The organism is Paenibacillus ferrarius (assembly GCF_002027705.1).
In the GTDB taxonomy this organism is placed as follows: Bacteria; Bacillota; Bacilli; order Paenibacillales; family NBRC-103111; genus Paenibacillus_E; species Paenibacillus_E ferrarius.
Genome location: NZ_MBTG01000027.1, coordinates 59580 through 72994, shown reverse-complemented (window position 1 = coordinate 72994; position 13415 = coordinate 59580). Strand labels below are relative to the sequence as shown.

The 13415-nt window shown below is 47.5% G+C and carries 11 protein-coding genes; 10 read left to right on the top strand and 1 reads right to left on the bottom strand.

Annotated features, from left to right (window positions below; all coding sequences use genetic code 11):
• The first annotated feature begins 207 nt into the window (after positions 1 to 207).
• The 6 genes from BC351_RS26185 to helD all read left to right on the top strand — a co-directional run bounded on the left by BC351_RS26185 (position 208) and on the right by helD (position 7704).
• Complete coding sequence (locus BC351_RS26185) at positions 208 to 528, top strand: c-type cytochrome (RefSeq protein WP_079416568.1); 321 nt, start codon at positions 208 to 210, stop codon at positions 526 to 528.
• A 95-nt stretch (positions 529 to 623) separates the two neighbouring features.
• Positions 624 to 2642, top strand: coding sequence for an LTA synthase family protein (locus tag BC351_RS26180; protein ID WP_244209177.1), 2019 nt, complete (start codon positions 624 to 626; stop codon positions 2640 to 2642).
• Between the two features lie 168 nt (positions 2643 to 2810).
• The gene (locus BC351_RS26175; protein WP_079416566.1) at positions 2811 to 3587 is read left to right on the top strand and encodes an ABC transporter permease; all 777 of its coding nucleotides are present in this window, start codon (positions 2811 to 2813) and stop codon (positions 3585 to 3587) included.
• Positions 3584 to 4375, top strand: a complete 792-nt coding sequence (locus BC351_RS26170; RefSeq protein WP_079416564.1) for an ABC transporter permease — start codon at positions 3584 to 3586, stop codon at positions 4373 to 4375. Before BC351_RS26175 ends, BC351_RS26170 begins: the two co-directional genes overlap by 4 nt.
• A gap of 46 nt (positions 4376 to 4421) precedes the next feature.
• Positions 4422 to 5393, top strand: coding sequence for an ABC transporter ATP-binding protein (locus BC351_RS26165; protein ID WP_079416562.1), 972 nt, complete (start codon positions 4422 to 4424; stop codon positions 5391 to 5393).
• Between the two features lie 16 nt (positions 5394 to 5409).
• Positions 5410 to 7704 carry an RNA polymerase recycling motor HelD gene (helD, locus tag BC351_RS26160; RefSeq protein ID WP_079416560.1) on the top strand — a complete coding sequence of 765 codons (2295 nt, stop codon included), beginning with the start codon at positions 5410 to 5412 and terminating at the stop codon, positions 7702 to 7704.
• Positions 7705 to 7946: 242 nt separating this feature from the next.
• Here the strand turns inward: helD and BC351_RS26155 are convergent, their stop codons facing one another.
• A complete protein-coding gene (locus BC351_RS26155) occupies positions 7947 to 8306 on the bottom strand; it encodes a DoxX family protein (protein ID WP_079416558.1) in 360 nt (119 codons plus the stop codon).
• Between the two features lie 178 nt (positions 8307 to 8484).
• Between BC351_RS26155 and BC351_RS26150 the strand changes: the two genes are divergently transcribed.
• From BC351_RS26150 to BC351_RS26135, 4 genes are all read left to right on the top strand, one after another.
• Positions 8485 to 9579, top strand: coding sequence for a GerAB/ArcD/ProY family transporter (locus BC351_RS26150; RefSeq protein ID WP_079416556.1), 1095 nt, complete (start codon positions 8485 to 8487; stop codon positions 9577 to 9579).
• A complete protein-coding gene (locus tag BC351_RS26145) occupies positions 9576 to 11027 on the top strand; it encodes a spore germination protein (protein ID WP_079416554.1) in 1452 nt (483 codons plus the stop codon). The genes BC351_RS26150 and BC351_RS26145 overlap by 4 nt, the downstream gene beginning before the upstream one ends.
• The gene (locus BC351_RS26140) at positions 11024 to 12184 is read left to right on the top strand and encodes a Ger(x)C family spore germination protein (protein WP_079416552.1); all 1161 of its coding nucleotides are present in this window, start codon (positions 11024 to 11026) and stop codon (positions 12182 to 12184) included. Before BC351_RS26145 ends, BC351_RS26140 begins: the two co-directional genes overlap by 4 nt.
• Before the next feature lie 261 nt (positions 12185 to 12445).
• Positions 12446 to 13378, top strand: a complete 933-nt coding sequence (locus BC351_RS26135; RefSeq protein ID WP_079416550.1) for a hypothetical protein — start codon at positions 12446 to 12448, stop codon at positions 13376 to 13378.
• The last annotated feature ends 37 nt before the right edge of the window (positions 13379 to 13415 follow it).

The following is a 13415-nucleotide window of genomic DNA, read 5'->3' as shown; positions in this document are numbered from 1 at the left end:
GCTTATCCCTTTTTTATTTCACTCCTAAGGATTTTCCAATCGAATGAGCCTATAAATAGCTCAATAATGCAGCATAATAACGATAGTCAAACATACATTGACAGCACGTTACGGTAGCCAGCAGGAGTTAAAAAAGGGGAATTCTTTATTTTTCAATCTGCGCTCTGGTATGATGAGAGAAATACGCGATTGAGGAGTTTCTTGCATATGAAAATGAGATTGCTGCTTGCATTAATGGTTCTGGCTCTAAGTTTATCCGCCTGTGGGAATAAGCCTCAAAATGAAACGCACACGACGGCAGTGAAAGCAGACGCCCCCAAAATTTATCAAAATTTCTGCATTTCCTGTCATGGCAATCAATTGCAGGGTGGACAAGGTCCTAATATTCAAAAAGTCGGAGAACGCTTGACGGAAGAGGAGCTTATTAAACGTATCCAAAAAGGTGGCGGGGGAATGCCTCCATTCCAGGTTGCGCTCAAAGAAGATGAATTAAAAGCCTTGGCTGCATGGTTGGCAGATATGAAATAGTGGTAAAATATGGCAATTAAGCTTCCTTTCAGGTGAGCTACATATTTTCTTCACAATTCGTGTTTACAATAGGGGCAAGAGGAGAGTGATGTAAGATGCACTTGAATTTGAAGCCCCGGAACCGTCTTTCGAAAAATCCGAAGAAGACGAGACCAGCCCGTCTGGGAGCGACGATTTCGCTATTATTGTTTATGATTGGCTTACCTTTACTTTCAGTATTCGGCATGGAGCTTTTGGAACGCGGCTCTTTTACAAATACAATCCAATGGATCGTAGCCAATCAAACGTTATTTTTCTTAAATGTTGGACTATCTTTTTGCTTGCTTGCTTTTGTTTATGCGATAGTCGGGTCCTTAGCCATCTCGGGTTCGATTACAACATTGCTGCTTGGTCTTATGGCTTTGATTTCGTATATGAAGGTGAAAATGATTGGGGAGCCATTCTTCCCTTGGGATATTTTGCTTAACAAAGAAAGTATGGATATCGCTTCGCTTGTGACCGGGAAAGCCGCGATGCTCCGAATTGGAGCTGTGCTTGTCGCGGTAATTGTCGTCCTGCTGCTCAGGTGGGTCCTGCCGCGTGTCACCTTGCCGCTGATCAGCCGAATTGGCTTGGGGCTGTTTTCCCTCTATGCGATGTACGCATTTGGGGTCAAAACACCGCTTGCCGGTAAAATTCTCGATCATGCCGGTGTGAATGAAATCGTGTGGAATCAGCAAGAAAACTATACGAATAATGGGTTAGCGCTTGCTTTTACACTGAATGTCAAAAATTCGATTGTTCCTAAACCGGAAAACTACAGTGATCAATCTATCGCAGCAGTTGCCGCTAATCTACAACAATCGCAAACCAGCGGTGTGCAAAAGGCATCAGTTAGCGCCGATCCACTGAACGGAAAGAAACCGAATGTTATCTTCGTGATGAGCGAAGCTTTCTGGGATCCGACGTTATTAACCAACGTCAAATTCAGCGAAGATCCACTTCCTACTATCCATAGGCTGCAAAAGGAATCGACTTCCGGATATTTGCTCTCCCCACAATTTGGCGGGGGAACGAGCAACGTTGAATTTGAAGTTTTGACGGGGAATTCGATGAGCATGCTGCCGGGAGGGTCTATTCCGTATCAGCAATATGTTTCCAAGCCCGTGCCGAGCTTAGCCAGCTATTTCGCTGACCAAGGCTACAAGAGCATGGGGATTCATTCCTATGAAGGCTGGTTCTGGAATCGGAATACGGTGTATAAAGATTTAGGCTTCCAGACTTTCAAAAGCAGTGAGCATTTCCAGAATCCGGAGACCAAAGGTTACTTTATCTCAGACGCTGAGGTATCCAGAAACATCATTGATGAAGTAGATAAAACAGCGGACCCGATGTTTATTTACACCGTTACGATGCAGAATCACGGACCGTATGATGATCCGAGGTATGGGGAAAATCATTTCAAAGTAGAAGGCAATCTAACTCCTGATGCCAAAAGCATACTTGAAACCTATACACAGGGCGCACACGACGCCGATCAAAGCTTGCAAATGTTGATTGATCATTTCAAGGATTCAAGCGAACCGACGATGATCGTCTTCTATGGTGACCATTTGCCTATGTTGGGTATGGATTACCAAGTGTATAAAGAAGCAGGCTTCATCAACAGCAGCAATACCAGTGAATGGTCACTGGAAGAAGTGAAGAAGATGCACAGCATTCCGCTCGTAACTTGGGCGAACTTCGACATGCCGAAGCAGGACATTCCGCTGCTCAGCGACTCTTTCCTTGGCGCTCATGTGCTCGATATGCTTCATATGGAGAAACCGGCGAACTTTGCTTTGAATTCGCAGTTAGCCGCGCAAGTGCCTGGATTGTTAAGCAATCTTGTCGTAGACGCGGATCAATCACTCCATACGAAGGTGCCTGATGCCACGAAAGCACTTTTGGAGGATTACCGGAATGTGCAGTATGATTTACTTTTTGGGAAGCAGTACTTAGCCTCCTATATTGATCATGATTATTTGTCCAAAACAGCGCAAGCCAGCTACAACGCCGAGTTTACTGACCCGGATTCATCGCTTCGAGCCAATGGGGAGAGCACCCCCGAAGCCAAGCCAGTGAGCGCACAGTAGAAGAAATCCCTATTTCGTTGCTTTAAGCGACGTGATAGGGATTTTTTTGCGGTGAAAAATAATCATTGCCAGGAGCATGGGGATTTTGGTAATATAAAGCTCCTGTCTCTACGCAGCGGCTGCATGAATTTAAGGATTTTTTGCATGTAAAAACGTAGGAGGTGTTTTATGCTTTTCGCGGTTTTGGCGCGCAAGGCCTATGCTCGGAACTTGCAGTATCGCGGTTCGCATCTGCTGCATAATGCAGTGAGTGCGGTGTTTGGCTTCATTTATGCCAGCATCTGGACAGGGCTTGGGAGTGATTCCTCACTCGGTGTCTATGGTGCCAAAGGGATGGTCGGGTACATTGCGTTCAATCAGGCGATTCTGTGGATTACACAATTCACGACGAATGGATTGGGACTTGAGCAATCGGTACGCACCGGTCAGATCGCGATTGATCTTATGCGGCCGGTCCACTTATTCTATCAGGCGATGAGCCGGGAATGGGGCCAGATCTGGTATCAGTTTCTTTACAAATTTATTCCGATTTATGTCCTCTATTACTTCATCTTCTCCTTACAGCTTCCTAAGCAAGCTTCCGTTTATGGCTGGACAGTCGTTGCACTGATCTTGGCTTCCTACATCTCTATCTGTATGAATTATTTAATCGGTGTTGCATCGCTCTGGACCACGGAATCCCGTTGGTTTTACTGGGTGAATTATTCCTTCAGCATGCTGTTGTCCGGCTTTTTCATTCCTATCGAGTGGCTGCCCGCTTGGCTTCGTACAATAAGCTTCTATACGCCTTATCCTTATCTACTCTACTACCCAACTCGTATCTACTTACAGCTAGAAAATGGTTCAGTCGTACTCGGCGCCCTTCTATGGAGCATCGGGTTTACTTGTGCCTGTTTGGCTGTTACAGCAGGCGTGCGAAGGAAACTGGAGGTGCAGGGCGGATGATATCGGTCAAACTCTATATGCTCTTGATCAGGGCGAGCCTGCGGAGCCGGATGCAGTATAAATTCAACTTCTTTTTCTCGACGGCGATGGCCTCTTGCGTACATATTTCTGAATTTCTTATGGTGGCGCTGGTTATGATGCGTTTTGGCAATATCAAGGGCTGGACGCTCTATGAGGTTTGCTATTTGTACGGGGTGATGATGATCTCTAGAGCGATCTACCGCACGTTGGCTTCCGATGTGCATCATCTGGAGAAATATCTCGTTTCTGGTGACTTGGATGCGCTGCTAACACGTCCGGTGCCGGTGCTGCTGGCGTTAATGACACAAAATGCACGTGTTTTATTTGCCGAGTTCGGGCAGGGGTTCATTTTGCTCTTCCTTGCGATAAAAGCTTTGATGATCAGCGGGCAGATTGGCTGGTCCGTGATTCCCTTAACGGGATTAATTATCGTCTCCGGGGCAACGATTTTATTTGCGATTGGTCTAGCGACTGCCGCCGCCGGCTTCTGGTTAACGCGTATTGAATCATTGCAAAATATGACCGAAGACGCGTCCCAAACGGCGGCCAGATACCCGCTGTCCCTGTATCCCAAATGGCTGCAGGGCGCGCTGCTGCTGATCGTTCCGGTCGGTTTTATCAATTACATTCCAGCTTTATATCTGCTAAGACATCAGGGCGGCATCGGGATGCTGCTTGGGACATTAGCCGTTGCAGCAGTGGCATTATGGCTGGCTATGCGGTTCTGGCGATTAGGGCTGTCGCGCTATCAAAGCACGGGGAGTTAGGGCAGAAAGCCAATCTAATTCACATACAGAGAGGGATGATGGCAAGATGATCACGGTGAGGAATCTACGTAAAACTTTTCAAACTCCACTCGTGCAGGAAGGCAGGTTCTCAGGCCTTCGCACGTTATTCTCACGAGCGTACAAAGAGAAGGAGGCTGTACGCGATGTTAGCTTCGAGATTGAATCTGGCGAGTTCGTCGGGTATATTGGACCTAATGGCGCAGGCAAGTCGACGACGATCAAAATGCTTACCGGGATTCTACACCCTACGTCTGGTGAAGTGCTGATTCACGGATATAGCCCGCAAAAGCATCGCAAACGCGTCGTAGGTCAGCTTGGCGTGGTGTTCGGACAGCGGAGTCAACTTTGGTGGGATTTGCCTGTGAAGGATTCTTATGAGATCCTTACTGCAATGTATCGTGTAGAAGAAAGCACATCTCGCCGAAGGTTAGGTGAGTTGACCGAACTCCTTGAACTGGGAGAACTGCTGGATACGCCTGTCCGCAAGTTATCGCTAGGTCAGCGGATGAGGGCCGATTTGGCGGCTTCCATGCTGCATGATCCGGATATTTTGTTTCTGGATGAGCCTACGATTGGTTTGGATGTGGTCGCCAAGAAGAACATTCGCGGTTTTCTGCAGACGCTCAATCGGGAATTCGGTAAAACGATTTTGCTAACCACCCATGATATGGATGACATCGAGCAGCTATGTCAAAGGGTTATTGTCATTAATCACGGACAAATCGGTTATGATGGTACCATTGACGAGTTGAGAAACCGCATTGGCTTGCCAACCATGATGAAGGTCACTTATCGCGGAGCTGTTAAAGTCCCATTAACCTGGGAGCTGCCATTTCGCGTGGTAGAGCAGGAGGCGAATGTCCTTACCATTGCTTGCAACCGTCAAGAGCTGAAAGCCATGGATGTTCTGCGTATCGTCAGCAGTTGGGGCGAGATGGATGATGTTCATATGGAAGAGCCTGAGTTCGAAGAGGTGATCCATGGCGTATATAATTAATTGGGAGTGATTACGAATGCCAATTGAAAACGAAGAACGGGAGAGGGAAGCGCAGCGCGTTGACTCTGTACGAGCACATATACAACAACGGATTATTGATCTTGGGGAGACGGTCGATCAACGCCGGTCGGAAGCGACTGCGATCGGCCGCAGTTTCTGGGATGATATCTCTGTTAATGCGGACAATGATGATGATTTGATCGAAACGGCGGCGAGTATGGCCCAGCAGGAGCATGTGCTGCAGGGTCAGGAGCGCAGCTACCGCTTAGCGCAGGATGCGCTGCGCAAGCTGCAGCGTGTCGTGGATGCGCCGTATTTCAGCCGCATTGATTTCCGAGAACGCAGCGAGCAAGAGCGCGAGAAGATCTATATCGGCCTCACCTCCTTTATTGATGCGAAGACGGATGAGATTCTGATCTATGACTGGCGTGCCCCGATTGCCAGCTTGTTTTATGATTATCCGCCAGGCCCGGCAACATACCGGACACCGGAGATGGACGTCAGCGGCGAGCTGATGCTCAAGCGTCAGTACATCATCAAAGCCGGCGTGCTGCAGGATGTATTCGATACGGGAATCTCAATCGGCGATGAGATGCTTCAGCAGATGCTGAGCCGAAGTGCCGACGAGAAGATGCACAGCATCGTTACGACGATTCAGCGCGAGCAGAACCAGATCATCCGCGATGATCGGCACAAGGTGCTGGTCGTGCAGGGGGCTGCCGGCAGCGGCAAAACCTCTGTCGCGCTACAGCGCATCGCGTACCTGCTCTACAAATATCGTTCGACGCTTAGCGCCGACAATATGATTCTGTTCTCACCGAACTCGCTGTTCAGCGATTACGTTTCGCATGTTCTTCCGGAACTGGGCGAAGCGACTATGCAGCAGACGACGTTTCAGGATTATTTAACTCATAAATTAAGCGATATCGGTCTGAAGCTGGAAGATCCTTATGATCAGCTGGAATTTATTTTGACGGGAACGGAGCAGGACCCGCATTATGCAGCCCGCCTGCAAAGTATTCAGTACAAAACCTCAGCAGCTTTCCTCAGCGTCATTGAGGCCTATGGCGAGAAGCTTAAACATGGCGGATTGCGTTTCCTAGATCTGTCCGTCGGCAAGAAAGTATTAATTACAGCGGAAGAGCTGAACGAACGGTTCTATGAAAAGTCATCCATTCTTGCTTTGGGAGAACGGATGGAGCAGTTGTCCGAGTGGATGCTGGAGAAGCTGGATGAGATTCAAGTCGATGCACAGAAACGATTTTATCGTAAAATGGTGCGCGAGCCCAAATATCTGGGCACTGAGCCCGAGATGAAGAAGATGAGCAAGATCAAAGCTCATAAAGCGATTGGTCCGCTCAAGGAAAAGGCGCGCAAGCTCGCCTACGTGGATGTTCTGGGCATGTACCAAGAACTTTATACCAATAAAGAGCTGCATCAGGAGCTTGCACTTCGAGCTGAACAAAACTTGCCTGCTCTCTGGGAGACAATCAGTGCCTTCACTGCGGAAGCGCTGGCCGGAGGAACGCTGCATTACGAAGATGCGACTCCGCTTGTTTACCTCAAGGGGCTTGTAGAGGGCCAGCTGCGCGTAGGAACTATCCGCTATTGTCTTGTGGATGAGGCGCAGGATTACTCGCCGTTTCACTATGCGTACTTGAAGAAGCTGTTTCCTCGGGCTCGCTTTACGCTGCTGGGCGATTGGAATCAAGGGATCTTCACACACGCGAATGCGCATGCAAGCGCTGCGGAAGGCAAGAGCGAATACAGCTCGATCAGCGAGCTGATGAAGGAAGAGGAGACGGAGACGATCCGTCTCGTCAAGAGTTACCGCTCGACGCGTGAAATCGTCGATTTCGCAAGCAGCGTGCTGCCCGGCGGCGAGCCGATCGAGCCGTTCAGCCGCAGCGGCGAGTCCCCGCGCCTGCGGCGCGCGGCGGACGAGACCGAGCTCAGCCGCCTCGTAGCGGAGGCGGCCGCAGCTCGTCGCGATGGCGGCGCAAGCTCCATCGCGATTATTTGCAAGACCGAGCGCGAGACGAAGTCCGCGCACGTGCTGCTTAAGCCGCTGGTGCCGGGCCTCACGCGGATCACCAAAGAGACGCTGCACTATGAGGCAGGCGTCATGATTTTACCGGCGTACCTCGCCAAAGGGCTCGAGTTCGACGCGGTCATTCTCTACGACGCCGGGGCTGGCGTCTACGCGGAGGCAAAGGAGCGCAAGCTGTTTTACACGGCTTGTACGCGCGCGCTTCATCACTTGGATGTGTTCTTCCAAGGCGAATTAACCCCTTTTCTTTCGAACGACTAGACATACGTCCATACCCATCTGCCCTGCCCGACATAGGATACATTAGGTAACAGGCTAGAAGCAGGCAGGAAGGAGGAGTCGCCATGTCAGGAGCTGGAGTTGGATACTCAAATACAGCTATCGTTTTGGTACTGTACATTCTGTTGGTTATTATCCTTGCAACATTCTAATTCAGAGGCCAAAGAACCTTCAATCCCACGCGAATCGTGGTGTTGAAGGTTCTTTTTTTGTGCATGAATCGCTCAAAAAGGCTCCAGAAAGAAACGGCCATAAGCAACAAACAGGGAGACAAGCAGGAGCACGATAGTGAAGCCCACGCCGGGTTCTTTGCGACTAATATGAAGGATGACCGCAAGCAGCATAATAATAGCAATCCCGAGTGCTGCAAGAGCTGTGAGCACGGGGGCAATACCTACTAATCCTGGAACAATGAGACCAATTCCTCCAAGCACTTCTACGATCCCGATGAAAACAGCTAGCCCTCTGTTCTTGGCCCAGTCCGCTTTCGCTGCAAACTTCTCATACTGGAACAGCTTCATGGCGCCGGCCATGATGAACATGAAAGCTAATAGGACTTGCAAAACCCATAGTGCAATATTCATGGATTACCCACCCCTCGTAAGTAACATAAAATCATTTACTAACATTATGTAATGAAAATTAACTTCATGACTACTTTCACCAAGAACGAATTCCGCAGCAATTGCGCATAAATCCAACTGGATTAGATAACCATACAAATAAAAGTTTCCACCTACTACCAATGCGGGAGAAAAACCTATGTCTGGCACTCGAAAAATTACCGCGCTTCAATTATATTTTGTCTTAATTCTCTCGATCAGCATTACCAATCATGTCTTATTAATTCCGGTACTGCTTCATTACGGTAAACGTGATTCCTGGTTTGGCGCATCAATGGCAATGATCCCTACATTGATATGGATTTGTCTCCTGTATGTTGTGATTAAACGATCCAAACAACAAAACATGATGGAATGGGTCAAACAAAGGTATGGCAAAATCATTGTGTTTCTGCTGAGATCAACTGTTATTGTGATCGCGGTGGCGCATGCGTCTATCACGTTGCGGGATATGGTGACTTGGACGAATATCTCCTATTTGCCACGGACACCTCCTATCATGATCAGCCTCGCCTTTATGATTTTTTGTTTCTTTGCTGCTCGCGAAGGGATGCGGGCGATTGCGATAACTTCGGGAATTTTGTTACCCGGCGTAGTGATCTTGGGGTATTTTGTGATGGGGGCTAATTTTCAATATAAGGACTACAGCTTGATTACGCCGTTATTTACGCACGGTTACGGTCCAGCAATTAAATCCTTGCTGCTTACCTGCGGATCTTCTTTCGAACTCATCAGTATTGTGTTCTTGCAGCACCATGCCGAAACACGTATCAGGCTGCGTGCTTTATTAATTCTAGGAGCCATTGTCATTGGACTTACCGTGGGTCCTCTAATGGGGGCTATTGCAATTTTTGGTCCATTTGAGGCGGCGGATCTCCGGTATCCTGCTTTTGAACAGTGGCGAATGGTGACACTGGGAAAATACATTTCGCATTTGGATTTTTTATCGATTTTTCAGTGGATTTCCGGTGCTTGTATTCGAATGTGCATGCTGATGTTCCTCAGTGTGGACGTGATGGGTATCCAAAAGAAGTCTATACGAACGTGGATCCTGATTGGATTAAGTCTGTTTTTCTTAGGCGTTTGTCTATTTCCATTTACCGATGATAAGATGGTACGTTTTATCCAAAATTGGTATTATCCCATGATGCTCGTGTTTGGCGTCGGTTTGCTGCTTATCTTACTCGTATTAACGATCTTGCCAGTGCGACCAAAGAGGAAGGTGACAAAATGAATGAGCATGACTTGCGGGAGTTGTTTGCCTCGTCGGATGATGTGATTGTCAAGTCGTATCAGTTATCCGATATGGAGCCGAGGACGCCAGTTCTTTTGATGTACTGCGATGGTATGATCAATAGGGATCACATTGACAATTTGGTTTTGCCCAAGCTTCAAGGCTTGTATGGTCAAGAGGTTACGGGCCAAGCAACGAAGTTGGATGTAAATACGATGCTTCAATTAATGGAAATCACTGGATCTAACGCCATAGAAAAGATGACGGTTTCTTTGTATGCCGGTTCACTTATCCTATTTTTTGAAGAAACGCAGCTATTGTACGCAATTGATATCGCTTCGGCTCCTAACCGGTCACCCGAAGATTCGAACACGGAAACTTCTATTCGGGGGCCGCGTGATGGCTTTACGGAAAGCGTAACGACGAATATTGCTTTAGTACGCAAGCGTCTATTAACGCGGAGTTTGTGCTGCGAAAAATCGCAAATTGGGGTAAGAAGCAAAACAACAGTCGCTTTGCTTTATTTAGATGATGTCATTGATCCGAATGTGCTTAAGGTTGCCAGAGAGCGGTTGAAGAAAATTGAAGTGGATGCCTTGATTAGCAGCACGCAATTGGAAGAAGCGATGTCCGGTTATAAATTCTCGTTTTTCCCGCTGCTGGACTATGCGGGGAGGCCGGATTATGTCGCTGACAGCTTGCTTCGCGGCAGATTCGCCGTCGTCGTTGACGGATCACCGATGGTACTGATAGCCCCTGCCAATCTGATGTTTATTTTGAAATCTCCGGAGGATGTGCATGCGCCCTTTTATTATGTTGCTTTTGAACGCTTGCTGCGGCTTGGCGGGCTGGTGGTAGCCACCTTATTGCCAGGTTTTTGGATTTCCTTATCGGTTTTTAATTTAGATCAGATTCCTTATTCTTTAGTTGCCACGATCGCTTCCTCCCGGCTTGGATTGCCGCTGTCAGGACCAATGGATTTTATTATTATGCTGCTGCTCTTCGAGTTGTTTCGTGAAGCAGGCGCACGGCTGCCCAAAGTAGTTGGACAAACCGTTACCGTTGTTGGGGGACTTATTGTCGGTGATGCGGCTATTCGATCCGGAATTACAAGCCCCACCACTTTAGTCATTACCTCTATTTCGACGATAGCCATGTATACCTTGGTGAACCAGTCCTTGGCCGGGACGGTTACGATATTACGATTGCTAATTTTGGTTGAGTCCACCATTTTTGGTATTTATGGTTTCATGGTGGCGCTCATTGGGATTATTTTATATTTATCGACATTAGAGTCCTTTGGTGTACCCTATCTGTCGCCTTTATCTCCGCCCAAATATCGGGAATTAGTTCCGGCTATATTGGCAAAACCGTTTCTCAAGATGAAGCGCAGGCCAAATACTTTGCATGTTGGGGATGACACACGGCAAAATGAGGATTCCCCATGAAGCTGAAAGGGATTGGAAAGCTTGCTGGTGGTTTCACGCTTCTTGCAAGCCTGACTGGCTGCTGGGATATGAAAACCATCCAGGATACGAATTATTTGACAGCCTTAGGCTTTGATTATCAAAAAGGGAAATATATTATGTATGGTCAAATGTTTGACTTCGCAAGCGTAGCGAAACAGGAGGGAGGCAAATCCGGGCAGCCGCCGATGATCTGGGTTGGACATGAGGAGGGGGATACGGTTAGCGAGGCGTTCAATCGTTTGTACAAAACGACCCAGCAGCGTGTTTTTTGGGGACATGTCAATGCCTACCTTTTTTCGCAGGAGGCTCTAAAGCAAGGGATAGGCCGATATACCGACGGTTCTGTGAGGTTCGGAGAGACACGATTTACACAATGGGTTTATAGCACGGATGAACGGATAGAGGATATCTTATCAGTCATCCCATTTTTTAATACGTCACCGATGTCCTCCATTATGATGCAGCCCGTAGAAAATTATCGCCAACGTTCCGTCATTCGCCCTATCAAATTGTATAGAGCTGCTGCTTTGTTAAGGGAACCTGGCTACAATCTCATGATGCCGAACTTGGCGATTCGGAAGGATGTTTGGTTGAAAAATGACAAACCGGATTCTAAATTGGAAGTTAGCGGTGTCTATGCGTTAGGCAAAAAAGGGCAGGTGGAATGGCTATCCGAAGATCAATTCATCGGTGCAAGATGGTTGGAGAAGAGTACGGCTCGCACGCCGCTTGTCGTCTATATGGATGGGAAGGCGGTTCAATCGGTTACTATTCAGAAGCCAAGTGCTCGCATTAAACCGCGTAAAGAGGATCCGCTTGTATTTGATATCGACATGAAATGTAAGGCTGTGATTGCCGAAGTTATTGAAAAGATAGATGAACAGGCTTTGCAGAAGCAGATAGACAAACAGATTGCCGAGGAGATTAAGTCTACGTTTGAACAGGGAAGGAAAAAGAAGATAGATGTGTATCAGTTGGAACATGTCTTATACCGACAGGATTTCCCAGAGTGGTCTAAGGTGACTGCCAACGGGGAGAAGCATTTTGAATCGTATGAATTAGGGGATATTCACGTGAAGGTTGAGATCGTTCATTCGGGGATGCTGAAGAATACAGATAAACCTCCGCAGTATTGATAACGTTCTCGTTCAATGTGCAGAAGTTACAGAAGTTAACTATAGCCGCCAAAGACCTTTCTTATAAGTCTTTGGTGGCTATGTGTTTTTGGCGTTATTAGTAGAGACAGTCACTCACTTTATAAAATTTTAAGAATTGTTTTAGGCCAGTTTAATAGGTGTTTTAGAGGCAATTAAGATCGGGGGGATAAGATGAATACATGGAAGCGAGGAACGTTTCCAAATTAGATAGAGCGTACGAATACGCGGAGGCAAACAGATATGAATAAGAAATTAGCAATGATGGGACTTGGTGTAGCAGTAGGCAGCATGATGCTTGTGACTTCGGTGTATGCAGGTGTGGGAGATGCTCCCGGATATGAGGCCTTCAAATCGGCTTTCAAAGAAACAGCAAAAGTGGATAATGTAACCCGCCAAGTGAATGTATCGTTGCAAGACAATGGCGCTCAACTGCTCAATGTGAAATCGACGATCAAAAGCAGCGGCAAGAATCAAGCCGGAAGCGCAGAAGTAACCGTGCAAAGCGGCGAAGAGCAGCAAACGCTTCAATTCTACAACCAAGATGGCAAACAAATTGTCAAAACAGGCGATTCTGATGTGTATAAAGTGTTAGAAGGCGATGGCATGCAGGGCAAGTTCAAAGATCATGAACGTTCCAGCCACACACCAGACCCGCAAGTCATCAGTGAAGTAGAAAATGTGGTAGATGCGCTCGTGGGCAATCTGAAAAACTATGTCACGATGGACGCCAAAGCAGGCAACGCCAAAGATATTCATTTCAAACTGTCAGGCAGCCAAATCTCTCCGGTTGTGAACACGATTGGCTCACTGGTGATCAAACATGGCCCAGCTGATAATAAAGATCGTCCACTGCCGACTAAAGCTGATACGCTGGGTGTTGACGTAACGACGCTCAAGAATAGCTTGCCCCAATTAACTTCTGATATCAAGATGGATGAGGTTGAAATGAACGCAAGTGTGGATGCGGATAACCACATCACGAATCAAACGGCGCAGATTCATATTTCCGGCAAAGATGCTGGCGGCAAAACACATGACGTTGTACTAAGCGTCGATATGACATTGTCCAGCTTGAACTCTACAACACCGGATACCGTTGATTTGAACGGCAAAAAGCTGGAAACCGTGAAGTTCGACGAGAATTCCCGCAAAAACTGGGGCGACAACAAATAATTATGATCTGAGAGGGGGCATCAACATCCGTTGACCT

Excerpts from the sequence above, each read along its gene's own strand:
- BC351_RS26185 (WP_079416568.1), top strand. The coding sequence starts at position 208 with ATGAAAATGAGATTGCTGCTTGCATTAATGGTTCTGGCTCTAAGTTTA.
- BC351_RS26180 (WP_244209177.1), top strand. The coding sequence starts at position 624 with ATGCACTTGAATTTGAAGCCCCGGAACCGTCTTTCGAAAAATCCGAAG.
- BC351_RS26175 (WP_079416566.1), top strand. The coding sequence starts at position 2,811 with ATGCTTTTCGCGGTTTTGGCGCGCAAGGCCTATGCTCGGAACTTGCAG.
- BC351_RS26170 (WP_079416564.1), top strand. The coding sequence starts at position 3,584 with ATGATATCGGTCAAACTCTATATGCTCTTGATCAGGGCGAGCCTGCGG.
- BC351_RS26165 (WP_079416562.1), top strand. The coding sequence starts at position 4,422 with ATGATCACGGTGAGGAATCTACGTAAAACTTTTCAAACTCCACTCGTG.
- helD (WP_079416560.1), top strand. The coding sequence starts at position 5,410 with ATGCCAATTGAAAACGAAGAACGGGAGAGGGAAGCGCAGCGCGTTGAC.
- BC351_RS26155 (WP_079416558.1), bottom strand. The coding sequence starts at position 8,306 with ATGAATATTGCACTATGGGTTTTGCAAGTCCTATTAGCTTTCATGTTC.
- BC351_RS26150 (WP_079416556.1), top strand. The coding sequence starts at position 8,485 with ATGTCTGGCACTCGAAAAATTACCGCGCTTCAATTATATTTTGTCTTA.
- BC351_RS26145 (WP_079416554.1), top strand. The coding sequence starts at position 9,576 with ATGAATGAGCATGACTTGCGGGAGTTGTTTGCCTCGTCGGATGATGTG.
- BC351_RS26140 (WP_079416552.1), top strand. The coding sequence starts at position 11,024 with ATGAAGCTGAAAGGGATTGGAAAGCTTGCTGGTGGTTTCACGCTTCTT.
- BC351_RS26135 (WP_079416550.1), top strand. The coding sequence starts at position 12,446 with ATGAATAAGAAATTAGCAATGATGGGACTTGGTGTAGCAGTAGGCAGC.